The 22,687-nt window shown below is 74.8% G+C and carries 20 protein-coding genes; 14 read left to right on the top strand and 6 right to left on the bottom strand.

Features of this window, described 5'->3' with window-relative positions; translation table 11 throughout:
- Positions 1 to 275: 275 nt before the first annotated feature.
- Complete coding sequence (ychF, locus tag AMIR_RS03705) at positions 276 to 1,355, bottom strand: redox-regulated ATPase YchF (RefSeq protein ID WP_012783361.1); 1,080 nt, start codon at positions 1,353 to 1,355, stop codon at positions 276 to 278.
- Positions 1,356 to 1,433: 78 nt separating this feature from the next.
- On the opposite strand from ychF, the gene AMIR_RS03700 reads away from it, so the two are divergent.
- Together AMIR_RS03700 and AMIR_RS03695 are read left to right on the top strand one after the other, a co-directional pair.
- Entirely contained in the window at positions 1,434 to 2,759 is a 1,326-nt protein-coding gene (locus tag AMIR_RS03700) for an AlkA N-terminal domain-containing protein (protein ID WP_012783360.1), read from the top strand.
- Positions 2,756 to 3,250: a methylated-DNA--[protein]-cysteine S-methyltransferase gene (locus AMIR_RS03695; protein ID WP_012783359.1), complete on the top strand. Its 495-nt coding sequence runs from the start codon at positions 2,756 to 2,758 to the stop codon at positions 3,248 to 3,250. The genes AMIR_RS03700 and AMIR_RS03695 overlap by 4 nt, the downstream gene beginning before the upstream one ends.
- 27 nt (positions 3,251 to 3,277) lie before the next feature.
- On the opposite strand, the gene AMIR_RS03690 is transcribed toward AMIR_RS03695, so the two are convergent.
- Positions 3,278 to 6,166: an AAA family ATPase gene (locus AMIR_RS03690; RefSeq protein ID WP_012783358.1), complete on the bottom strand. Its 2,889-nt coding sequence runs from the start codon at positions 6,164 to 6,166 to the stop codon at positions 3,278 to 3,280.
- Complete coding sequence (locus tag AMIR_RS03685) at positions 6,163 to 7,311, bottom strand: exonuclease SbcCD subunit D (RefSeq protein WP_012783357.1); 1,149 nt, start codon at positions 7,309 to 7,311, stop codon at positions 6,163 to 6,165. Before AMIR_RS03685 ends, AMIR_RS03690 begins: the two co-directional genes overlap by 4 nt.
- Positions 7,312 to 7,413: 102 nt before the next feature.
- Here AMIR_RS03685 and AMIR_RS03680 point away from each other — a divergent pair, with 102 nt between their 5' ends.
- Together AMIR_RS03680 and AMIR_RS03675 are read left to right on the top strand one after the other, a co-directional pair.
- Positions 7,414 to 8,355: a DNA recombination protein RmuC gene (locus AMIR_RS03680; protein WP_012783356.1), complete on the top strand. Its 942-nt coding sequence runs from the start codon at positions 7,414 to 7,416 to the stop codon at positions 8,353 to 8,355.
- 101 nt (positions 8,356 to 8,456) lie between these two features.
- Entirely contained in the window at positions 8,457 to 9,200 is a 744-nt protein-coding gene (locus AMIR_RS03675; protein ID WP_012783355.1) for a DUF6542 domain-containing protein, read from the top strand.
- A 298-nt stretch (positions 9,201 to 9,498) separates the two neighbouring features.
- On the opposite strand, the gene AMIR_RS03670 is transcribed toward AMIR_RS03675, so the two are convergent.
- The gene (locus AMIR_RS03670) at positions 9,499 to 10,443 is read right to left on the bottom strand and encodes a 4-hydroxy-3-methylbut-2-enyl diphosphate reductase (protein WP_012783354.1); all 945 of its coding nucleotides are present in this window, start codon (positions 10,441 to 10,443) and stop codon (positions 9,499 to 9,501) included.
- A gap of 64 nt (positions 10,444 to 10,507) precedes the next feature.
- Between AMIR_RS03670 and AMIR_RS03665 the strand changes: the two genes are divergently transcribed.
- From AMIR_RS03665 to AMIR_RS03635, 7 genes are all read left to right on the top strand, one after another.
- Complete coding sequence (locus tag AMIR_RS03665) at positions 10,508 to 11,137, top strand: lipid droplet-associated protein (protein WP_012783353.1); 630 nt, start codon at positions 10,508 to 10,510, stop codon at positions 11,135 to 11,137.
- Positions 11,134 to 12,396, top strand: coding sequence for an exodeoxyribonuclease VII large subunit (gene xseA / locus AMIR_RS03660; protein ID WP_012783352.1), 1,263 nt, complete (start codon positions 11,134 to 11,136; stop codon positions 12,394 to 12,396). The genes AMIR_RS03665 and xseA overlap by 4 nt, the downstream gene beginning before the upstream one ends.
- Positions 12,374 to 12,787, top strand: a complete 414-nt coding sequence (locus AMIR_RS03655) for a sugar ABC transporter substrate-binding protein (protein WP_245554578.1) — start codon at positions 12,374 to 12,376, stop codon at positions 12,785 to 12,787. The genes xseA and AMIR_RS03655 overlap by 23 nt, the downstream gene beginning before the upstream one ends.
- Entirely contained in the window at positions 12,784 to 12,993 is a 210-nt protein-coding gene (locus tag AMIR_RS03650) for an exodeoxyribonuclease VII small subunit (RefSeq protein ID WP_012783350.1), read from the top strand. Before AMIR_RS03655 ends, AMIR_RS03650 begins: the two co-directional genes overlap by 4 nt.
- Positions 12,994 to 13,041: 48 nt before the next feature.
- Positions 13,042 to 14,094, top strand: coding sequence for a class II fructose-bisphosphatase (gene glpX, locus AMIR_RS03645; RefSeq protein WP_012783349.1), 1,053 nt, complete (start codon positions 13,042 to 13,044; stop codon positions 14,092 to 14,094).
- A 155-nt stretch (positions 14,095 to 14,249) separates the two neighbouring features.
- Positions 14,250 to 15,014: a S1 family peptidase gene (locus AMIR_RS03640; protein WP_012783348.1), complete on the top strand. Its 765-nt coding sequence runs from the start codon at positions 14,250 to 14,252 to the stop codon at positions 15,012 to 15,014.
- Positions 15,015 to 15,180: 166 nt separating this feature from the next.
- The gene (locus AMIR_RS03635) at positions 15,181 to 15,615 is read left to right on the top strand and encodes a L,D-transpeptidase (RefSeq protein ID WP_012783347.1); all 435 of its coding nucleotides are present in this window, start codon (positions 15,181 to 15,183) and stop codon (positions 15,613 to 15,615) included.
- 91 nt (positions 15,616 to 15,706) lie between these two features.
- On the opposite strand, the gene AMIR_RS03630 is transcribed toward AMIR_RS03635, so the two are convergent.
- Positions 15,707 to 16,678 (bottom strand): NAD(P)/FAD-dependent oxidoreductase, encoded by a 972-nt coding sequence (locus AMIR_RS03630; protein ID WP_012783346.1) that lies wholly within the window; start codon positions 16,676 to 16,678, stop codon positions 15,707 to 15,709.
- Positions 16,679 to 16,743: 65 nt separating this feature from the next.
- Between AMIR_RS03630 and AMIR_RS03625 the strand changes: the two genes are divergently transcribed.
- The 3 genes from AMIR_RS03625 (at position 16,744) to AMIR_RS03615 (ending at position 21,298) form a co-directional block, all read left to right on the top strand.
- Complete coding sequence (locus AMIR_RS03625; protein WP_012783345.1) at positions 16,744 to 18,138, top strand: class II fumarate hydratase; 1,395 nt, start codon at positions 16,744 to 16,746, stop codon at positions 18,136 to 18,138.
- 100 nt (positions 18,139 to 18,238) lie between these two features.
- Entirely contained in the window at positions 18,239 to 19,852 is a 1,614-nt protein-coding gene (locus AMIR_RS03620; protein WP_012783344.1) for an ATP-dependent DNA ligase, read from the top strand.
- Positions 19,853 to 19,864: 12 nt separating this feature from the next.
- The gene (locus tag AMIR_RS03615) at positions 19,865 to 21,298 is read left to right on the top strand and encodes a GuaB1 family IMP dehydrogenase-related protein (protein WP_012783343.1); all 1,434 of its coding nucleotides are present in this window, start codon (positions 19,865 to 19,867) and stop codon (positions 21,296 to 21,298) included.
- A gap of 102 nt (positions 21,299 to 21,400) precedes the next feature.
- Here AMIR_RS03615 and phoH2 read toward each other — a convergent pair whose 3' ends face one another.
- Positions 21,401 to 22,651 carry an RNA 5'-3' helicase PhoH2 gene (gene phoH2, locus AMIR_RS03610; protein ID WP_425358885.1) on the bottom strand — a complete coding sequence of 417 codons (1,251 nt, stop codon included), beginning with the start codon at positions 22,649 to 22,651 and terminating at the stop codon, positions 21,401 to 21,403.
- Positions 22,652 to 22,687 lie beyond the last annotated feature (36 nt).

Raw genomic sequence — 22,687 nt, 5'->3', positions numbered from 1 at the left:
AGCTTCACGCGAGTGGAGGTGCCACATGCACCGCCGCGCCTTCCTCTGAACGAACGTCCGCGAATACCCGTCCGGGCCGATGCGCCTCCTGCGGACCTTCTGCGGTGCTCCGGTTCGACTCGCAGCCGAGCGGTGACCGCGAGCAGCAGTGACGAAGGCAGCGCGGCACCGGGCAAAAACGGGAAAACGCCGGGAAGCAAGGATCGCTTCCCGGCGCTTTCAAGTCCACTACCAGCGGCTTCGACCAGTCCCAGCAAGCCGCGCTGCAGACCCCGCTACACGTTGAACCGGAACTCCACCACGTCCCCGTCCACCATCACGTAGTCCTTGCCCTCCATGCGGACCTTGCCCGCCGCCTTCGCGGCAGCCATCGAGCCGGTCTCCACGAGGTCCGCGAACGACACGACCTCGGCCTTGATGAACCCGCGCTCGAAGTCCGTGTGGATCACGCCCGCGGCCTGCGGGGCGGTCGCGCCCTTCGGGATCGTCCAGGCGCGCGCCTCCTTCGGGCCCGCCGTCAGGTAGGTCTGGAGCCCGAGGGTGTGGAAGCCCGCGCGGGCCAGGGCGTGCAGGCCCGGCTCGTGCTGGCCGATCGACTCCAGCAGCTCGCGCGCCGACTCCTCGTCCAGCTCCAGCAGCTCGGCCTCGACCTTGGCGTCGAGGAACACCGCGTCGGCGGGCGCGACCAGCTCGCGCAGCTCCTTGAGCCTCGCCTCGTCCGTGAGCACGCCCTCGTCGGCGTTGAACACGTACAGGAACGGCTTGGTGGTGAGCAGGCTCAGCTCGCGCAGCAGCTCGCCGTCGACCTCGGCCTGCGCGGAGAACAGGGTGCGCCCGGCGTCGAGGATCTCGCGGGCCTTCTGCGCGGCCTCCAGTGCGGGGCGGCGGTCCTTCTGGGTCCGCGCCTCCTTCTCCAACCTGGGGATGGCCTTCTCCAGGGTCTGGAGGTCGGCCAGCACCAGCTCGGTGTTGATCGTCTCGATGTCCGCGACCGGGTCGACGCGGTCGTCGACGTGGATCACGTCCGAGTCGTCGAACACGCGGACGACCTGGCAGATCGCGTTGGCCTCGCGGATGTTCGCGAGGAACTTGTTGCCGAGGCCCGCGCCTTCGGAGGCGCCCTTGACGATGCCCGCGATGTCGACGAACGACACCACGGCGGGCACCTCGCGCTCGGAGCCGAAGACCTCCGCCAGCTTGCCCAGCCTGGCATCCGGCAACGGCACCACACCGACGTTCGGCTCGATCGTGGCGAACGGGTAGTTCGCCGCGAGCACGTCGTTGCGCGTGAGGGCGTTGAACAGGGTGGACTTGCCGACGTTGGGCAGGCCGACGATACCGAGGGTCAAACTCACGGGGCGTGAGTCTACGCGCAGCGCCCCCGCGTCCGATTTCCGCGAGAGGCGCGGCGCGGGCTGCGGCACAGTGGGTGCGTGCTCCTCGACGCCGAACGCGCCTACCGGGCGGTGGCCTCCCGCGACGCCCGCTTCGACGGGTGCTTCATCACCGCCGTGCGCACCACCCGCATCTACTGCCGCCCGTCCTGCCCCGCGACCACGCCCAAGCAGCGCAACGTCGAGTTCTACCCGACCGCCGCCGCCGCCCAGTCCGCCGGTTACCGGGCGTGCCGCAGGTGCCTGCCGGACGCCGTTCCGGGGTCACCCGAGTGGAACCTGCGGGCGGACCTCGCGGCGCGGGCCATGCGGCTGATCGGGGACGGGGTCGTGGAGCGCGACGGCGTGCCGGGGCTGGCCGCGCGGCTCGGCTACTCGGAGCGGCACCTGTCGCGGGTGCTGTCCGTCGAGCTGGGCGCCGGGCCGCTGGCGCTGGCGCGGGCGCACCGGGCGCACTCGGCGCGGCTGCTGATCGAGACCACCGACCTGGCGTTCGCGGACGTGGCGTTCGCGGCCGGGTTCGCGTCGGTGCGGCAGTTCAACGACACGATCCGGGCGGTGTTCGCGGCCACGCCCTCGCGGCTGCGCGAGGCGCGGAGGACCTCGGGGGCTGCCGGGCGGATCGAGCTGCGGCTGCCCTACCGGCCGCCCTTCGACGCCGCCGGGCTGCTGGCGTTCTTCCGCGCCGAGGCGGTGCCCGGCGTGGAGGAGGTCGACGGCGGCGTCTACCGGCGCTCGCTGCGGCTGCCGCACGGCCCGGCCACCGTCGCCCTCACCCCCCGTGACGGGCACGTGCTGTGCTCCCTCCGGCTGGGTGACCTGCGGGACCTGGGGACGGCGGTGAGCCGGGTGCGGCGGCTGCTCGACCTGGACGCCGACCCGCAGGCCGTGGACGCGGTGCTCGGGGCCGACCCGGCGCTGCGCGGGCTGGTCGCGGCCCGACCGGGGGCGCGGGTGCCGGGCAGCGTGGACGGGGCTGAGACGCTGCTGCGGGAGCTGGGGCACCGGGAGGCGGGGGAGGCGCTGGAGCACCCGGACGGGGCGGTGACGCACCTGTACCCGGCGGCCGTGGACACCCCGGTCGGGCGAGCGCTGGCCAGCGGCGGGCTGGTGGTGGACGTCGGGCGGGACGCGGACGAGCTGCTGGCCGAGCTGACCGCGTTCCCCGGCGTCGGCGAGGCGGTCGCGCGGCGGGTCGTCGCGCGGGTGCTGGGCGCGCCGGACGTGCCGCTGGTCGCGGGCGGGGCCGCGTGGCGCCCGTGGCGCTCCTACGCGGCCGTGCACCTCGGCGCGCTGGGTCCGCGTGAGCGGGATGACCTGAACGGGCGAAGTGACTCGAACGAGCGAAGCAGGAGGACAGCGTGACCGCGTTCACGTCCACCGTGGACACCCCCATCGGCCCCTTCACCACCGTGGTGGCCGGGGACGGGGCGGTGCTGGCGAGCGGCTGGACCGCGTCGCTGGACGAGCTGATGCCGCAGGTGTCGGCGTCGTTGAAGCCGGAGGAGATCAAGGAGCGGCGGGACCTCGGGGAGGTGACGAGGGCGGTGCGGGCCTACCACTCGGGTGAGCTGGGCGCGGTCGCCGAGGTGCCGGTGCGGCAGCGGGCCGGGGCGTTCACGGAGCAGGCGTGGGACGCGCTGCGGCTCGTCCCGGCGGGGCAGCCGGTGAGCTACGCGCGGTACGCGGAGCTGGCCGGGCGACCGGCGGCGGTGCGGGCGGCGGCCACGGCGTGCGCGAAGAACGCGGCGGCGCTGTTCGTGCCGTGCCACCGGGTGGTGCGCACGGGCGGGGCAATCGGGAACTTCCGGTGGGGCGTGGACGCGAAGCGCTGGCTGCTGGAGCACGAGGGGTGAGGCGCGGGCGGGGGCCCGCGCCCCCGCCTACGCCGTGGTCACCTCCAGGGTGGACCCGGCGCGCGCCTTCCTGACCCTCAACCGGGTCGGGATGCGCTGCCGCAGCTCCTCCACGTGCGACACCAGCCCCACCACCCGGCCGCCCGCGCGCAGGTCGTCCAGGGTGTTCATGACCAGGTCGAGGGTGTCGGCGTCGAGCGTGCCGAACCCCTCGTCGACGAACAGCGTGTCCAGCACCGCGCCCTGCGACACCACGTCCGCCAGGCCCAGCGCGAGCGCCAGCGAGGCCAGGAACGACTCGCCGCCGCTGAGCGTCTTCGTGGGCCTTTGGTGGCCGGAGTAGTCGTCGAGCACGTCGAGCCCCAGCCCGCCCCTGGCCCCGCGCGGGCCCGCCTCGGTGGAGTGCACGAAGCGGTAGCGGCCCTGGCTCATCCGGTCCAGCCGCTCGCTCGCCGCGACCGCGACCTCCTCCAGCTTCGCGGCCAGCACGTACGTGCGCAGGGTCATGCTCTCGGTGTTCTGGCCCCGGCCGTTGATCACGTCGGTGAACGCGTCCAGCTCCCGGTACTCCGCCTCGACCGGCGCCAACCGCGCCCACGCCGCCCTCAGCCGCTCAGCCAGCTCCTCCGCGCGCGCCAACCGGCCAACCGCCGCGCTCGACGCACCCGCCGCCGCCTCCGCCTCCCGGCCGGCCTCGCGGAACCGGCGCTCGGCGCCCCCCGCGTCGACCTCCACCGAAGGGTCCACGTCCGGGTGGTCGGCCACGACCGCCTCGGCGGCGGCCCTCGCGGCGTCGGCCTCGCGCACCCGGCGCTCCAACCCGGCTACCTGCTCCGCGGTGCGGACAGCCTCACGGGCGTCGGCGGCGGTCGCGAAACCGGCCTCCGCGACCTGCTCCGCCACCTCGCCCGCCAGCTGCGCCGCGCGCTCGGCAGCACCCAAGACCTCGGCGCGGCGGCGGGCCAACTCGTCCAGCGCGTCGGCCGCCGAGAGCAGGTGGGCGCGTCTCGCGGCCACGTCCGGGAAGCCCTCTCGGGCCTGCTCCAGGCGTGCGGCTCGCTCGGCGGTGGTCGCCGCCAGCTCGGACCCGCGCGCCTCCAGGCCGACCACGTCGCGCTCCAGCTCCGCGCGCTCCTCGGTCAGCGCGGCCGTCCCGGTCTCCAGCCCGCGCAGCGCAGACTCGCGCTCGGCCGTCAGCGCGGCCAGCCCGGCCAGCTCGCGGTGCTCGGCCACCAGCTCAGCCGGATCGCGGTCGCCGACGGCGGACCGCAGGGCGTCCACGGCCCCCAGCGCCCGGTAGGCGGCGTCCTCCGCCGCTCGCCTGCGCTCCAGCGCCACCGCCTCGGCGGCGCCCGCCCGGTCCTCGTCGACCGCCGTCACGGCCTCGCCGTCGAACGCGGCGGGCGCGGGATGCTCTCCCGCGCCGCAGACCTGGCACGGCAGCCCGTCCACCAGCTCACCGGCCAGTTCGGCGGCCATGCCGTCCAGGCGGCGCTGCCGGACGGCCTGGCGCGCGTCCACCGCCGCCTGGTGAACGTCCACGGCGACCGAACGCGCCGCCTCGGCCTCGTCAGACGCGCGGACCGCCGCCGGTAGCGCGGTAGCGGCCTTGGCTCGGGCTGAGGCCTCCGGCAGTGCCGCGCGGGCCAGCTTCGCCGCCTCCACGGCCTCCCGCGCGGACCGCAGCCGCTCAGGCGCGCCCTCCAGCGCGGCGGTCAGCTCGGCCAGCCGGGCGGCGGCGACCTCCCGCCTGGACACGACCGCGTCGAGCGCGCGCAGCGCCTCCCGCTGCTCCCGCGCCTCCTCCGCCAACCGGGTGAGCCCACCGGCCTCGTCGCGGCAGCGCTCGCCCTCGGCGCGCGGGTCATCGGCGACCACTCCGCCCATCAGCGCCCCCACCGCCTTCGCCGAGGCCAGTTCCGCCGCCTCAGCGCCCTCCAGCGCCACCCGCGCCCGATCCCCGCCCCGCAGGGCCTGGACGACCGGCGCGGCACGCCTGGCGGCCTCTGCCTCGTCCAGCAGCCGCTTGCGCTCCGGCTCGTCCTCCGCGCACCGCACCAGCTCGTCGTGCGCCCGGCGCACCCGCCCCACCAGCGCCTCCAGGTCGCGGGCGCCCTGCCAGGCCCGCTCGGCCCCGGTTCTGGCCTCGGCGGTCGTCCCGGCCAGCTCCTGCGCGCGCCCCGCCTCCTCGGCCAGCCCGCCGAGCAGCGCCTCCAGCCACGCCGGGTCGCCGCCGTCCTCCGGCTGCTCAGCGCGGGCGGCCTCGGCGACGTTGCCCGCCAGCCGGACGTTCGCCTCGGTCAGCTCCCGCAGCTCCCGCCCCCGCTCGGCCCGGCGCTCCCGGAACCACTTCTCCACCGCCAGGAACCGCTCGGTGCCGAACAGCTTCTCCAGCAGCTTCTCCCGCTCGCCCGTGTCCGCCCGCAGGAACCGCGCGAACTCGCCCTGCGGCAGCAGCACCACCTGGAAGAACTGGTGCGCCGTCATCCCCAGCAGCGACTCGACCTCGCGCGCCACCTCGTCGATCCGGCCGTGCCCCTCGCCCTCCCAGCCGCTCACCCACGCCAGCGCCGCCTTCGCGTTCTGCCTGGTCGTGCCGCCGCCGCGCTTCTTGGGCCGCTCGTACTCCGGGCTGCGGGTGATCACCAGCCGCCGCTCCCGCACGGTCAGCTCCAGCGACACCACCGTCTCCACGTCCGGGGACGCGTAGTCGCAGCGCAGCCGCTTGACCTCGCCGCGCGCCCCCGGCACCTGCCCGAACAGGGCGAACGCGACCGCGTCCAGCAGCGTCGTCTTGCCCGCGCCGGTGTCCCCGTGCAGCAGGAACAGCCCGTCCGCGCCGAGCGCGTCGAAGTCCACCACCTCGCGCCCCGGATACGGCCCGAACGCCGACAGCTCCAACCGGTGCAGCCTCACGCGCCCTCCTCCCGCCCGGCCGCCGCGAACGCCTCGCGCAGCAGCGCCAGCTCACCCGGTGACGGCGGGCTGTTGCGCACGTCCTCCACGAAGCAGCACGTCACCTCCTCGTCGCTCCGCCCGCGCACCCGCTCCGCGAACCGCAGCTCCGCGCGCCTGCCGCCCTCCGGCTTCCACTCCACGTGCACGGCGTGCTTGAACCGGTCCTGCAACCGCCGCAGCGCGTCCAGCGGCCGGACCCGGTCGGTCAGCTCCACGGACAGGAAGCTGCCCTCCACCGCGGTGTGCGCCGGGTCGGCCAGCAGCGCCCCCAGCTCCCCGCGCAACCGCCCCAGCGGGCGCGGCACCGGCAGCTCCCGGCGCTCCACCCCGGCCAGCCCGCCCCCGCCCAGCTCGACCAGCCACACCGACTTGGTGTGCCCGGCCTCCGAGAACGAGTAGGCCAGCGGGCTGCCCGAGTAGCGCAGGTGGTCCGCGAGCTCCTGCGACCCGTGCAGGTGCCCGAGCGCCGCGTAGTCGATCCCGTCGAACACCGACCCGGACACCTCCTGCACCCCGCCGACCGCGATCGTGCGCTCCGAGTCGCTGGGCGCGCCCCCGGTCACGAACGCGTGCGCGAGCACCACCGACCGGGTGTCCCCTGGCCGGGCGGCCAGGTCGGCGGAGACCCGGCGCATCGCCTCGGTGAGCACGCCCGCGTGGCCGCGCGCGGACGGCACGCCCAGCACGTGCCTGGCCGTCTCGGGCTCCAGGAACGGGATGCCGTACAGCGCCACCGGGCCGTGCTCGTCGGCCAGCAGCACCGGGTCGGCCAGGTCGGCGACGCGGGTGCGCAGGTGCAGGCCACCGGCCGCCGCGAACCCGCCGAACAGGCCGAGGCGCGCCGCCGAGTCGTGGTTGCCGGGCGTGACGACAACCCGCGCCCCCGCCGCCCGCAGCCGCTCCAGCACCCGCGAGCAGAGCGCGACCGCCTCGGCGTTGGGCACCGCGCGGTCGAACAGGTCGCCGGACACCACGACCACGTCCACCCGCTCGTCGGCGACCAGGTCGGCCAGGCCGCCGAGCACGGCTTCCTGCTCGCGCAGCAGGTCGCGGCCGTGGAAGACGCGGCCCACGTGCCAGTCGGAGGTGTGCAGCAAGCGCATGGCGGCCACGCTAGGGGGTGATCACCGGCGGACCGGGTCGCCGCGCGTCCGGCGTGTCGCTCGATCAGGTGAGGGCAGGGCGGTGGGCCATGATTCAGCGCCGTGACGGCGGTCCTCAGCACGGCGGCGGTGGTGGTCGCGCTCCTGCTCGCGGGGGCGCTCGCGCTCCTGTGGCGGCTCTACCAGGACAGCGTGCGGCGCGTGGACGCCGCGCTGGACGAGGTGCGGCGGGAGCGGGAGCGGGGCGAGGTGCGGCAGCTCGCGCTCCAGCGGTACGAGGTGGCGTTCTCCTCCTCCAGCGGGCGCGGCGAGCTGGGCGAGCGGGTGCTGGTGGAGACCGCCCGCGCGCTCGGGCTGCGCGAGGGCGTGCACTTCGGGCTCCAGGTGGACGTGGCGGGCGGCGGCTCGGTGCGGCCGGACCTGGTGCTGGAGGTCGGCGGTGGACGGCGGGTGCCGGTCGACGCGAAGATGTCCATGGCGCTCTGGGCGGAGGCCGTGGAGACCGACGACCCGCGCGAGCGCGCCGACGCGCTGCGGGTGCACGTGCGCACCATCCGGGCGCGGGCGGCGGAGCTGGCGGGCAAGGGCTACCAGCGGTGGGCCGACGCCATCTACGGCACGGTGATGTTCGTGCCCAACGACGGCGCGGTCGTCGCGGCGCTGGACACCGACCCGGAGCTGCTGCGCTGGCTGCTGGACCGCAGGGTGTTCCTGTGCGGCCCGACCGGGTTCGCGGTGATCGCGTCGGCCGCGGTGTTCGCGGCCTCCGACCGGGCGCTCGCCGACGACGTCGAGCGGGTCAAGGCCCAGGCGGGCCGGGCGCACCGGGCCGCCGAGGGCGCGGTGGAGGCGGTGAACCTGTCCGGCACGCACCTGCAGCGGTTCCTGTCCGCGCGCAGGCGCGAGCTGGACGCGCTGGAGGCCCTCCGGACCGCCGTGGCCCCGCTGTCGGCCGCGTCGGGGGCGCCCGCGCCGCCCCCCGAGGTCCGCGGGGCCGACGACCGGGAGGTGGTCGGCGCACCCTCGCGGGCCCGTGAGGCGTAACAAGAAGTGACGCCGGCGCGAGGCGCGGCGGGAGCCCGCGCGGCCCGGCGGGAGTCGGATACCGTATGCCGGATCGGTCCGGCCCGAACGTAGGAGTGAGCGTGACCGCCGCAACGCGTGACCGGCGCAGCGAGCCGGATGAGGACGACGAGTTCGAGGAAGTCCGCTGGAACGACCGCGCCATGTTCGGCAGCTTCCGCGGGCTGCAGTGGTGGGCCGCGGTGCTCATCGCGTTCGCCCTCGCGTTCGTCGGCGCCTTCATCGACGTGAACTCGTCGAAGACAGTGGGGCTGCTGTTCGGGGTGGTCTTCTTCGTGGGCTCGGTGGGCGCCGTGGTGTTCGTCGAGCGCAGGTCGATGTTCGGCCCGGTCGTGCAGCCGCCGCTGGTGGTGGCGGTCGTGGTGCCGCTGGTCGTGCTGGCCACCGGCGACTCGTCCAGCCAGGGCATGGCGCTGGCGCTGGACCTGGGCAAGCCGCTGATGAACGCCTTCCCGGCGATGGCCCTGACCACGCTGTTCACCGTCGGCATCGGCGTCGCGCGGGTGTTCCTGCAGCGCGACCCGAACCGGGTGACGCAGGACGAGCTGGACGCCGAGGAGGCCCCGAGGCCGCCGAAGAAGCGCCCGAGGCCGGTGGAGGCGGAGGACGCGGTGGAGGCCGACGAGCGGCCGAAGCGCCCCCGCAAGCCCGCGCCCGCCGAGGACGGCGAGCGGCCGAGGCGGCCCCGGCCGTCCGGCGCGTCGGGGGAGAAGAAGCCGACGGGCGAGAAGAAGCCCTCGGGTGAGCGCCCGCGCAAGCCCGCGGGCGAGCGGCCCCGCAGGCCGCGTCCGCGCGACGAGGACTGACCGGGACCGACCGGGCGGGACTGACCGGGCGGGACTGGGCAAGTCCGCGAAGGGCACGACGGGCGAGAGCGAGATCCGGGAGCCCCGGCGCTGGTGACGGCGCCGGGGCTCCCGGCGTTCCAGGGGCCTCTCCCGGCCCTGCGCGTTCCGGGGCCGCCCCGGTGGGGCCGTCCCGGTCCGAGACGTGGAGAGCCGGGGTGGTCGCCCACCCCGGCTCTCCCTCACGTCACCGCGTCGCGGCGCCCCGGCGTGGGCGCCCGGCCGGTCCCGACCGGGTGGTCCCGACCGGTTCGCGGGTCTAGCGCACCGAGTCCTTGCGCAGCTCGCGCGGCAGCGAGAACGCGATCTTCTCGTTGGCCGTGGTGATCTCCTCCACGTCGCCGTAGCCGCGCTCGGCCAGGTGCTTGAGCAGGTCCATCACCAAAATGTCCGGCACCGAGGCGCCGCTGGTCACGCCGACCGTGCCGACGCCCTCCAGCCAGGCCTCGTCGACCTCCTCGGCGTAGTCGATCAGGTAGGAGGCCTTCGCGCCCGCCTGCAGCGCGACCTCGACCAGCCGCACCGAGTTGGACGAGTTCTTCGAGCCGACCACCAGCACCAGGTCGCACTCGGGCGCCATGGTCTTCACCGCGACCTGCCGGTTGGAGGTGGCGTAGCAGATGTCGTCCGACGGCGGTTCCTGCAGGTCGGGGAACCGCTCCTTGAGCTGGCGCACCCGCACCATGGTCTCGTCGACCGACAGCGTGGTCTGCGACAGCCAGATCACCTTGGACGGGTCGCGCACCTCGACCTTGGCGACGTCCTCGGCGGTGTCCACGAGCTGGATGTGGTCGGGCGCCTCACCGGCGGTGCCCTCGACCTCCTCGTGGCCCTCGTGGCCGATGAGCAGGATGTCGTAGTCCTCGCGCGCGAACCGCTGGGCCTCCTTGTGGACCTTGGTCACCAGGGGGCAGGTGGCGTCGATGGTGCGCAGGCTGCGGTCGGCGGCCTCCTCGTGCACCTTGGGCGAGACGCCGTGGGCGGAGAACACCACCAGCGCGCCCTCGGGCACCTCGTCGGTCTCGTTGACGAAGATCGCGCCGCGCTTCGACAGCGTCTCCACGACGTGCTTGTTGTGGACGATCTCCTTGCGGACGTACACCGGCGCGCCGTACTTCTCCAGCGCCTTCTCCACCGTGACGACTGCGCGGTCAACGCCCGCGCAGTACCCGCGCGGATTGGCCAGGAGCACTCGCTTGTCCATGTCCTCCAGGGTACGGGCGTGGCGAACCTAGGCATACGCCGCCCGACTGGGGCAATCTGGGTGCATGAAGCAACTCCCGCTGCCCGTCCGCCTCGCCGCGGGACTGGCCGTCACCGCGGTCGAGCAGGCCCGGAAGCTGCCCGGACAGCTCGCGGGGCTGCCGGTGACCGTCGTCAGCGAGGCCCTGCAGCTGTCGATGCGCGTGCAGCAGACGGTGACCGAACTCGCAATCAGGGGCGACGACGTGCTCGCCGGGCTCAGGACCGTCGAGCAGGAGCCCGAGTGGGCCGTGTTCGACGAGGACGAGGCCGACGCCCCGCCACGCACCGCGCCGTCCGCCGCGCCCGCCGCCAAGACCCCCTCCGAGCAGGAGCGGAGGTCCGCCGCCGAGGGCATCGCGAAGGTCGCGGCGGCCACCGGCGCCGCCGACCCGGCCGACTCCAACGCCGACGACGACCAGGGCGACGACTCGGGCGACCCGTGGGCCCGCGAGGAGCGGGCGCTGGCCGCCGAGTCGCCGACCGCGCTGCCCGAGTACGACTCGATGAGCCTGCCGCAGCTCCGGGCCAAGCTGCGGTCGCTGTCCGAGGACGACCTGGAGCAGCTGCTCGCGCACGAGCGCGCGCACGAGTCCCGCCCCGAGTTCACCGGGATGCTGGCCCGCCGCCTGGCCAACCTGCGCGCCGAGTCGTGACGGAGCAGAAGGCCCAGCCGCCGCGCTCCTCGCCGGAGGAGCCGTGGCCGGTGCGCACGGTCGCCTACAAGATCGCCGACTGGATCGGCAGGCTCGGCGACGTGTGGGTGGAGGGCCAGGTCACCCAGCTCAGCGCCCGTCCCGGCACGAAGGTGGCGTTCCTGACGCTGCGCGACCCGTCGGCCGACCTGTCGATGTCGCTCACCGCCCCGGTGGGCCTGGTCCGCGAGGGCCAGCTCACCGAGGGCAGCCGGGTCGTCGTGCACGGCAAGCCGAACTACTACGCGGCGCGCGGCACGATCAGCCTGCGCGTGGACGAGATCCGCGCGGTCGGCATCGGCGAGCTGCTGGCCCGCATCGAGCGGCTGCGCAAGCTGCTGGCCGCCGAGGGCCTGTTCGACGCGCGCCGCAAGCGCAGACCGCCGTTCCTGCCGAACAAGATCGGCCTGGTGACCGGTCGGGCGTCGGCCGCCGAGCGGGACGTGCTGACGAACGCGCAGGCCAGGTGGCCCGCCGCCCGGTTCCGGGTGATCAACGTGGCGGTGCAGGGCCCGTCGGCCGTGCCCGAGGTGGTGCGCGCGCTGGGCGAGCTGGACGCCGACCCCGAGGTCGACGTGATCGTGCTGGCGCGCGGCGGCGGCAGCGTCGAGGACCTGCTGCCGTTCTCCGACGAGGCGCTGTGCCGGGCCGTGTCGGACTGCCGCACGCCGCTGCTGTCGGCGATCGGGCACGAGCCGGACACCCCGCTGGTCGACCACGTGGCCGACGTGCGCTGCTCGACGCCCACCGACGCGGGCAAGCGCGTGGTGCCGGACGTGGCCGAGGAGACCGAGCGGCTGCGGCAGGCCCGCGACCGGGCCAGGCGCGCGCTGCGCGGCTGGGTCGACCGGGAGCGCAAGCTGCTGGACGCGCTGCGCACCCGGCCCGCGCTGGCCGACCCGCACGGGCCGCTGGAGCGCAGGTCGGAGGAGGTGCAGCGGCTGCGGGACCGGGCGCTGCGCGCGGTCCGCAACCGGGTGGACGCGGAGAACGCCGGTCTCGCCGCGACCTCGGCGCGCTTGACGACCCTCGGTCCCGCCGCCACCCTGGCCAGGGGGTACGCCGTGGTGCAGCTGGTGTCGTCCGAGGGGACGGAGGGCGTGCTCCGGTCGGCCGCCGACGCGCCTGCGGGAACCCGCCTGCGGGTGCGGGTCGCGGACGGCGCCGTGCACGCGGTCGTCGAGGGAGGAGGCGGTGGTGGTGCCCAGTCCGGCTCGTGAGCCGACGTTCCTGCCGCTGACCGTGGCCGCCGCCGAGCAGGCCGCCCGGCTCGCGGGCGAGGACCCGGCCGCGCTGGCGCTGAGCAGGCGCGCCGAGGCGGCCGACAGCGCGGCGGCGGGCTGCTGGCTGGCGCTGGTCGCCGGGTGCGACTCGGGCAGGCAGGCCGTGCTCGACGCGGTGCGCGCGCTGACCGAGGAGGCGTCCGGGCGCGCGGGCGACCTGTGCGGGTCGGTGCCGCGCAGGCGGCTGGCGGAGGCCGAGCTGCGGGTGGACGAGGCGGTGCGGGAGGCTGACGGCGCCGAGTTCGCCGAGGCTCTGGCCGACTACGACCAGGCGGCGGCGACGGTGGTGGTGCACGTGAGCAACCGATTGGGGAACCTGTCCAGGTGAGTGAGCCGGGGTACGAGGCCGCGCGGGACGAGCTGGTCGAGGTCGTCCGCAAGCTGGAGGCCGGTGGTCTGTCGCTGGAGGACTCGCTCGCGCTGTGGGAGCGCGGCGAGGTGCTGGCGAAGACGTGTGAGCGGCATCTCGCGGGCGCCCGCGAGCGGATCGATCAAGCTCTCGCGGTGTCCGAGGAGGACGGTCGCGAGGGCTGACCACGTGCGAGGATCGGCTATCTGCCGGTCTACCGCACGAGGAGCAGCATGACGTCCAACAGCACGTCGGAGCGCCGGCGCGAGGCGCCGGACCGGAACCTGGCGCTGGAGCTGGTCAGGGTGACCGAGGCGGCGGCGATGGCGGCGGGCCGCTGGGTCGGCAGGGGTGACAAGAACGGCGGCGACGGCGCGGCCGTGGACGCCATGCGCAAGCTGATCGGCACGGTGTCGATGCGCGGGGTCGTCGTGATCGGCGAGGGCGAGAAGGACGAGGCGCCCATGCTGTTCAACGGCGAGGAGGTGGGCGACGGCAACGGCCCGGAGTGCGACGTGGCCGTCGACCCGATCGACGGCACGACGCTGATGGCCAAGGGGATGCCGAACGCGCTGGCGGTGCTGGCGGTGGCCGAGCGGGGCGCGATGTTCGACCCGTCGGCGGTGTTCTACATGGAGAAGCTGGCCACCGGGCCGGAGGCGGCGGACGCCATCGACATCACCGCGCCGATCTCGGAGAACGTGCGGCGGGTGGCGAGGGCCAAGGGCGTCGACGTGTCGGACGTGACGGTGTGCGTGCTGGACCGGCCCCGGCACGAGGACCTGGTGCTGAAGGTGCGCCGGTCCGGCGCGCGCATCCACTTCATCTCGGACGGCGACGTGGCGGGCGCGATCTCGGCGGCCCGCCCGGACACCGGCGTCGACCTGCTGGTGGGCATCGGCGGCACGCCGGAGGGCATCATCGCGGCGGCGGCGCTCAAGTGCATGGGCGGTGAGATCCAGGCGCGGCTGTGGCCGAAGGACGACGCGGAGCGCGGCCGGGCGCTGGACGCGGGCCACGACCTGGACCGGGTGCTGACCACGTCCGACCTGGTGCGCGGGGACAACGTGTTCTTCTGCGCGACCGGCGTCACGGACGGCGACCTGGTGCGCGGGGTGCGCTACCAGGCCGGTGGCTGCACGACGCAGTCGATCGTGATGCGGTCGAAGTCGGGGACGGTGCGGATGATCGACGGGTTCCACCGGCTGACGAAGCTGCGCGAGTACGCGTCGGTGGACTTCGACCTGCCGCCGTCCGGCGAGGAGCCGCTGCCCCCGCTGCCGTAGCGGGCGCCTCGGACGTGACGGTGGTCACCCCTCGGACCTGTCAACGGTCAAGGCGCGGCTACCGTCCGTCCGTAGGTAGTGGCCCCCCGTGCCCAGTCCTTACGTTTCTGCCCTGGCCGCCCGCACCCCTGCGCGGGCGGCGGGGAGGAAGAGCGATGAGGATCCGCACCCTGTTCACGGCGGTCGCCGTCGCGGTCGGCGCCGCGCTGGCGTCGGTCGGCGGCGCCCAGGCCGCACCCACCGAGCCGGACCTGACCCCGGCCATCGTGGGCGGCGGCAACGCCACGCAGACGTACTCGTTCATGGTGTCCCTGCAGAGCACGGCGGGCAGCCACTTCTGCGGCGGCTCGCTGATCAAGGCCAACTGGGTGGTGACGGCCAAGCACTGCGTGCAGGGCCGGACGCCGTCGTCGATCCGCGCGCGGGTCGGCACGACCAACCGCACCAGCGGCGGCACCGTCGCCACGGGCGCGCAGGTCGTGACGCACCCCAGCTACGACATCGCGCTGGTGCGCCTGGCCACCTCGGTGACCCAGGCCCCGATCACCGTCGCCTCCACCTCGGGCGCGACCGGCACCGCCACCCGCATCATCGGCTGGGGCCAGACCTGCGCCCCGGCGGGCGGCTGCGGCGCGCCGACCATCCTGCAGGAGCTGAACACCTCGATCGTGGCGGACGGCAGCTGCTCGGGCATCTACGGCGCGTACGAGATCTGCACGAACAACCCCGGCGGCAACAAGGGCGCCTGCTACGGCGACTCGGGCGGCCCGCAGATCAAGTCCGTGGGCGGCGCCTGGCAGCTGATCGGCGCGACCAGCCGCGCGGGCAACAACAACTCCACCTGCGCGACCGGCCCGTCGATCTACATGGACGTCCCGTCGTTCCGCACCTGGATCAGCGGGTACGCGGGAACGGTCTGACCCGTTCCGGCGCCTCACCCTCGCGGGTGGCCGAGTGACGCCCGTCGAGAGCAGTGACGATTACTTCCAGTGGCCCATTCCCGCAGGTCGGGGGTGGGCCACTGGTCTTTTCAGGGGTTGGCCGCGAATTCCAGGGGGTAGTCCGGGTTCGAGGGGTGATTTCGAGATGAAGAAGAGGATTCTCGGCACTGCACTGGCCGCGACCGCTCTGACGCTCGGTCTCGCGGCTCCGGCCTCGGCGGCGTCCGGGACGCCGTGCGGCGGCGTCCAGAACGGGGCGTGCGTCCAGCTGTCGACCAACCAGGCCTGGTTGGTCTACGACGGGGGCGCGAGCTACGGGCCCGTGCCGATCACCACCGGCAGGCCGGGCTACGAGACGCCCGTCGGCACCTTCCCGGTGCTGCGCAAGGTGAAGGACGACTGGAGCGTTCCCTACAACGCGCCGATGCCCAACTCGGTGTACTTCACCGGTGACGGCATCGCCTTCCACGAGGGCAGCCTGACCGACCAGTCGCACGGGTGCGTGCACCTGGGTCCCGACGCGTCGGTGGTGTTCTTCGACAACCTGTTCCCCGGCGAGCAGGTGCAGGTGGTGCCCTGACCGGGGCCGCCTGTCCGGATGCGGGCGGGGCCTGGGGACGACCCGAGGGTGTCGGGTCGTCCCCAGGCCCCGCTCGGCGTTCCGGGGAGCCCTACCTGGCGTCGCTGGAGTGGCCGGGGAACAGGTGCGCGTCCGGGTCGAGCGCGACCGCGATGTTGTTCACCGCCGTCGCCGCCTCGCCGAACCCGGTGGCGATCAGCTTCACCTTCCCCGGATAGGTCGCGACGTCCCCCGCCGCGTACACCCCGGCGAGCGCGGTGCGCATGGTCTGGTCGACCACCACCGCCCGGTGGTCCAGCTCCAGCCCCCACGACTCGATCGGCCCCAGGTCCGCCGTGAAGCCCAGCGCCGCCACCACGGTCTGGGCGGGCAGCACCTCGCCGCCGGAGTCCTTGACGTCGACCTCGACCTCGGCGACCCGCCCGTCCCCGCCGATCCGGGTGACCTGCGCGTCCGTGATGATCCGCACGCCCAGGTCCCGGACCTGCCGCACGGTCGGCGGGTGCGCGCGGAACGTGGAGCGGCGGTGCACGACGGTGACGCTGCCCGCGATCGGGGCGAGCGCGAGCGCCCAGTCGAACGCCGAGTCGCCGCCGCCGACCACCACCACGTCCTGCCCGACGTGCGCGTCCAGCGCGGGCACGAAGTGCACCAGCCCCCGCCCGAGCCAGCCCTCCCCCGCGACGAGCGGCCTCGGCGTGAACTCGCCGATGCCCGCCGTGAGCAGCACCGCGCCCGCGCGCACGGTGGCGCCGTCGGCCAGCCCCACGTGCAGCTTCCCGTCGACCGGGGCGAGCGTGCGGGCCTGCCGACCCAGCAGGTACGTCGGGTTCCACTGCGCGGCCTGGGTGACGAGCGCGTCGACCAGGTCCCGGCCGCGCACGGCGGGGAAGCCCGCGACGTCGAGGATCATCTTCTCCGGGTACATGGCGGTGATCTGCCCGCCCGGTTCGGGCAGCGCGTCCACCACGGCGGTGGCCAGGTCGCGGAACCCGGCGTAGTAGGCCGCGAAGAGTCCGGTGGGTCCCGCTCCGACGACCAGCAGATCGACATCGAGGTCCATTCCCCCGACCCTAGGTGTCCCGGACCACCGTGCCCATCCCCCGCTGCGGGGCCAGACTCGGTGGCATGGATGGTCAGGAGTACCGCGTCGAGCACGACACGATGGGCGAGGTCCGGGTGCCCGCGCACGCGCTGTGGCGCGCGCAGACGCAGCGGGCGGTGGAGAACTTCCCGATCTCGGGGCGCGGCCTGGAGCGGTCGCAGATCCGGGCGCTCGGGCTGCTGAAGGCGGCTGCGGCGCGGGTCAACGGGCGGTTGGGCGTGCTGGACGCCGAGGTCGCGGAGGCGATCGCGGCGGCGGCCGACGAGGTGGCGGCGGGCGGGCACGACGGGCACTTCCCGGTGGACGTGTTCCAGACCGGGTCGGGCACGTCGTCGAACATGAACGCGAACGAGGTGATCGCGACCCTGGCGTCGCGCGCGCTCGGCCGCGAGGTTCACCCGAACGACCACGTGAACGCCTCCCAGTCGTCCAACGACACGTTCCCCACGACGCTTCGGGTAGCCGCGACGGAGGCGGTCGCGAACGACGTGCTCCCGGCGCTGGGGCACCTGCGGGACGCGCTGGACGCGCGGGCGGCGGACTGGGCCGGGATCGTCAAGTCCGGGCGCACGCACCTGATGGACGCGGTGCCCGTGCTGCTCGGCCACGAGGTGCAGGCGTGGGCGACGCAGGTGGCCAACGGGGTCGCCCGGCTGTCGGACAGCCTGCCCAGGCTGGCGCAGCTGCCGATCGGCGGCACGGCCGTGGGCAGCGGGCTGAACGCGCCGGAGGGGTTCGGCGCGGCGGTGTCCGAGGAGCTGGCGCGGGTCACCGGGCTGCCGCTGACCGAGGCGCCGGACCACTTCGAGGCGCAGGCCACCCAGGACGGGGTGGTGGAGGTGTCCGGGCAGCTGCGGGCCACCGCCGTGGGCCTCTACAAGATCGCGAACGACCTGCGGTGGATGGGCTCCGGGCCGCGCGCGGGCCTGGGCGAGCTGGCGCTGCCGGACCTGCAGCCGGGCTCGTCGATCATGCCGGGCAAGGTCAACCCGGTGATCCCGGAGGCCACGATGATGGTGGTGGCGCAGGTGATCGGCAACGACGCGGCGGTGGCGTTCGCGGGCACCCAGGGCAACTTCCAGCTCAACGTGATGCTGCCGGTGATCGCGCGGAACGTGCTGGAGTCGGCGCGCCTGCTGGCGGCGGTGGCGCGGCTGCTCGCGGACAAGGTGGTGGCGGGCGCGGAGCCCGACCACGAGCGGATGCGCGAGTACGCCGAGTCCTCGCCGTCGATCGTGACGCCGCTGAACAAGCACCTCGGCTACGAGGAGGCGGCGTCGATCGCGAAGCAGTCGCTGGCCGAGCGCAAGACGATCCGGCAGGTGGTGCTGGAGCGCGGGCACGTGCCGGGCAGGCTCAGCGAGGCGCAGCTGGACGAGGCGCTGGACGTGGTGCGGATGGCGCGCAACGAGCGCTGAGGCGTTCGGGGGCGGGTCAGCGGGGGACGGGTGCGGCGGCCCCGTCCCCCGGTCGCGTCCGTGATCGGCAGGGGCGGGTGATCCGGGGCACGATCAGCCCGTGCTGTTCTCACGGGTGGTCGAGGTGTCCGCCGAGGTGGGGTCGACCCGCTCCCGGCTGGCGAAGGTGTCGGCGCTGGCCGGGCTGCTGCGCGGTGTCGAGGACACCGGTGCCACCGGGGACACCGAGGCGGTGGTGTCGTTCCTGGTGGGCGTGCCCCGGCAGGGCCGGATCGGCGCCGGGTTCCGCACCGCGCGGCAGCTGGCGGCCCCGCCCGCCGACGAGGCGTCGCTGCGGGTGTCCGACGTGGACGGCGCGCTGGGCGAGTTCGCCGCCGAGTCCGGCAGGGGCAGCGCCGCGCGGCGGGCCGCGCTGCTGGCGACCCTGTTCGCCGGGGCCACGGCCGACGAGCAGGACTTCCTCAAGCGGCTGCTGACCGGCGAGCTGCGGCAGGGCGCGCTGGAGGGCGTGATGCTGGACGCCGTGGCGCGGGCGGCCGGGGTGCCGGGCGAGGCGGTGCGGCGGGCGTTCATGCTGTCCGGCGAGCTGCCCGCGACCGCGGCGGCGGCGCTGCGCGACGGGGTGGACGGGCTGGCCAGGTTCCGGCTGGAGGTGGGCCGCCCGGTGCGGCCGATGCTGGCCTCCCCCGCCGAGTCGCTGGAGGACGCGCTGGCCGGGTCGGGCCCGGTCGTGGTGGAGCACAAGCTGGACGGGGCGCGCATCCAGGTGCACCGGGACGGCGACGAGGTGCGGGTGTTCACCCGGACCCTGCGCGAGATCACGAGGACCGTGCCGGAGCTGGTGGAGCTGGCGCGCGGCCTGCCGTGCCGGTCGGTGGTGCTGGACGGGGAGACCCTGGCGCTGCGCGACGACGGCAAGCCCAGGCCGTTCCAGGAGACGATGAGCCGGTTCGGCGCGCAGGACGAGCGGGAGCTGCTGCTCAGCCCGTTCTTCTTCGACTGCCTGCACCTGGACGGCGACGACCTGCTGGACCGGCCGCTGCGCGAGCGGCTCGCGGCGCTGCGGTCGGCGGCCGGGCGGCACGTGGTGCCGGGGGTCGCCGACGCCTCGGCCGAGGCCGCCGCCGGGGTGCTGCGGGACGCGCTGGCGGGCGGGCACGAGGGCGTGGTGGTCAAGGACCTCGACGCGCCCTACGCGGCCGGGCGGCGCGGCGGGGCGTGGCGGAAGGTCAAGCCGGTGCACACGCTCGACCTGGTGGTGCTCGGGGTCGAGTGGGGCAGCGGGCGGCGCGAGGGGCTGCTGTCCAACCTGCACCTCGGGGCGCGCGACCCGGACGGCGGACCGCCGGTGATGGTCGGCAAGACGTTCAAGGGACTCACGGACGAGCTGCTGGCGTGGCAGACGCGGGCGCTGCTCGCGATCGCCGAGGAGCGCGGCGAGTGGGTGGTGCGGGTGCGGCCGGAGCTGGTGGTGGAGATCGAGCTGGACGGCGCGCAGGTCAGCCCCCGCTACCCCGGCGGGGTGGCGCTGCGGTTCGCGCGGGTGGTGCGGTACCGGCCGGACAAGACCGCCGCCGAGGCCGACACCCTCGACGCGGTCCGGGCGATGCTGCCCGAGCGCGCGGCGCCGGAGGGCGGCGGAGCCCCCCTGGACCCCCGGGAGCCCGCCACCGGTGCGCCCCGAGCGCAGGACACCGCCGGTGACCACGGGTAGTGTCACCTCAACGTGCGATTCATCGAAGGGCGCCAGCCCGCCAACGACCTGACCTACGACGACGTCTTCCTGGTCCCCGGCCGCTCCGCCGTGGACTCCCGGTTCGGGGTCGACCTCTCCACCTCCGACGGCACGGGCGCCACGATCCCCGTGGTCGTGGCCAACATGACCGCCGTCGCGGGCCGCCGCATGGCGGAGACGATGGCCAGGCGCGGCGGCCTGGTCGTGCTGCCCCAGGACGTGGCCCCCGAGGCGGTGGCCGAGATCGTGTCCTGGGTCAAGGAGCGGCACCCCGTGTGGGACACGCCGCTGGTCCTGTCCCCGAACGACTCAGTCGCGGACGCGTTCAACCTGCTGCACAAGCGCGCCCACGGCACCGTCGTGGTGGTCGGCCAGGACGGGCGCCCGGTGGGCACCGTGGACGAGCACGCGCTGGGCGGCGTGGACCGGTTCACCCGGCTGAGCGAGGTGGCCGACCACGACGTGGTCGTGCTGCCGCTGGACACCGCGCCGCGCGAGGTCTTCGAGCGGCTGGGCGCGCACCGGGCCGCGCTGGGCGTGGACGGCGACGGCAGGCTCAAGGGCATCATGACCGGCCTGGGCGCGCTGCGCGCCGAGGTGTACCAGCCCGCGCTGGACGCGGGCGGCAGGCTCAGGGTGACCGCCGCCGTCGGCGTGAACGGCGACGTGGCGGCGAAGGCCGAGGCGCTGCTGGCGTCCGGGGTGGACGCGCTGGTCGTGGACACCGCGCACGGGCACCAGGAGAAGATGCTGACCGCGCTGAAGGCGGTCCGGGCGCTGTCGCCGACCGTGCCGGTGGTGGCGGGCAACGTGGTGACCGCCGAGGGCGTGCGCGACCTGGTCGAGGCGGGCGCGGACGTGATCAAGGTCGGGGTCGGCCCCGGCGCGATGTGCACCACCCGCATGATGACCGGCGTGGGCCGCCCGCAGTTCTCGGCGGTCGCCGAGTGCGCCGCGCAGGCCCGCGAGCTGGGCAAGCACGTGTGGGCGGACGGCGGCGTGCGGCACCCGCGCGACGTGGCCCTCGCGCTGGCGGCGGGCGCGGCCAGCGTCATGGTCGGCTCGTGGTTCGCGGGCACCTACGAGTCGCCCGGCGACCTGCAGCGCGACGAGGCGGGCAGGCTCTACAAGGAGTCGTTCGGCATGGCGTCGAAGCGGGCCGTGAGCGCGCGGACCCGCACGGACAGCGCGTTCGACCGGGCCCGCAAGGGCCTGTTCGAGGAGGGCATCTCGTCCTCGCGGATGCGCCTGGACCCGACCAGGCCGGGCGTGGAGGACCTGCTGGACTCGATCACCGCGGGCGTGCGGTCGGCGTGCACCTACGCGGGCGCGACGACCCTGGAGGAGTTCCACGCGCGCGCCGTGCTGGGCGTGCAGTCGGCGGCGGGCTTCGCCGAGGGCAGGCCGCTCCCCTCGGGCTGGTGACCGGCGGCCCGGTCCCACTCCGCCACCACCGGTCGCAGGCCGGGACCGGGGCCTCCCGCGCGGCGCGGGAGGCCCCGGTCGGGCCCTGGGACCGGTCCCCGATCAGGACGAGTAGTCCTCCAGCATCTCGGTGACCAGCGCGGCGATCGGCGAGCGCTCCGAGCGGGTCAGCGTGACGTGGGCGAACAGCGGGTGGCCCTTGAGCTTCTCGATCACGGCCGCGACGCCGTCGTGCCGCCCGACGCGCAGGTTGTCGCGCTGCGCGACGTCGTGGGTGAGCACGACCCGCGAGTTGGCCCCGAGCCGGGACAGCACGGTCAGCAGGACGTTCCGCTCCAGCGACTGCGCCTCGTCGACGATGACGAACGAGTCGTGCAGGGACCGTCCCCGGATGTGGGTCAGCGGCAGGACCTCCAGCATCCCCCGGTCCATGACCTCTTCCAGGACGTCCTGGCTGACGAGCGCGCCGAGGGTGTCGAACACCGCCTGCGCCCAGGGCTGCATCTTCTCGGTCTCGGAGCCGGGCAGGTAGCCGAGCTCCTGGCCGCCGACCGCGTACAGCGGCCGGAACACGACGATCTTGCGGTGCTGGTTGCGCTCCATGACCGCTTCCAGGCCCGCGCACAGCGCGAGCGCCGACTTGCCGGTGCCCGCCCGGCCGCCCAGCGAGACGATGCCGACCTCGTTGTCCAGCAGCAGGTCGAGCGCGACGCGCTGCTCCGCGGACCGCCCGTGCAGCCCGAACGCCTCGCGGTCGCCGCGCACCAGCCGGACCTGCTTGTCGGCGGTGACCCGGCCCAGCGCGCTGGAGCTGCCCGCGAGGAGCCGCAGGCCGCTGTGGCAGGGCAGCTCGGCCAGCTCCGCCAGGTCGTGCTCGGCCGGGTCGACCGAGCCGTCCCGGTAGAGGGCGTCCACGAGGGACTGGTCGACGTCCACGTCGGACATGCCGGTGAACCCGGAGAGCGTGACGTCGTGCGCCCGGTACTCCTCGGCCGCCAGGCCCACCGCGCCCGCCTTGACGCGCAGCGGCATGTCCTTGGTGACCAGGGTGACGGCGGCGCCCTCGGCGGCGAGGTTGAGCGCGCAGGCGAGGATGCGCGCGTCGTTGGAGTCGGTGCGGAAGCCGGCGGGCAGCACCTCCGGGTCGGTGTGGTTCAGCTCGACGCGCAGCGTCCCGCCGTGGCCCCCCACGGCGATCGGGGCGTCGAGCCTGCCGTGGCGCAGGCGCTCCTCGTCGAGCAGCCGCAGCGCCTCCCTGGCGAACCACCCCAGCTCCGGGTGGTGCCGCTTGCCCTCCAGCTCGCTGATCACGACCAGCGGGAGGACGACCTCGTGCTCGGCGAACCGGGTCATCGCCGCCGGGTCGGACAGCAGGACCGAGGTGTCGAG

The organism is Actinosynnema mirum DSM 43827 (genome assembly GCF_000023245.1).
In the GTDB taxonomy this organism is placed as follows: domain Bacteria; phylum Actinomycetota; class Actinomycetes; order Mycobacteriales; family Pseudonocardiaceae; genus Actinosynnema; species Actinosynnema mirum.
The sequence above is the reverse complement of the archived record's forward strand: the minus strand, read 5'-3'. Positions and strand labels throughout refer to the sequence as shown.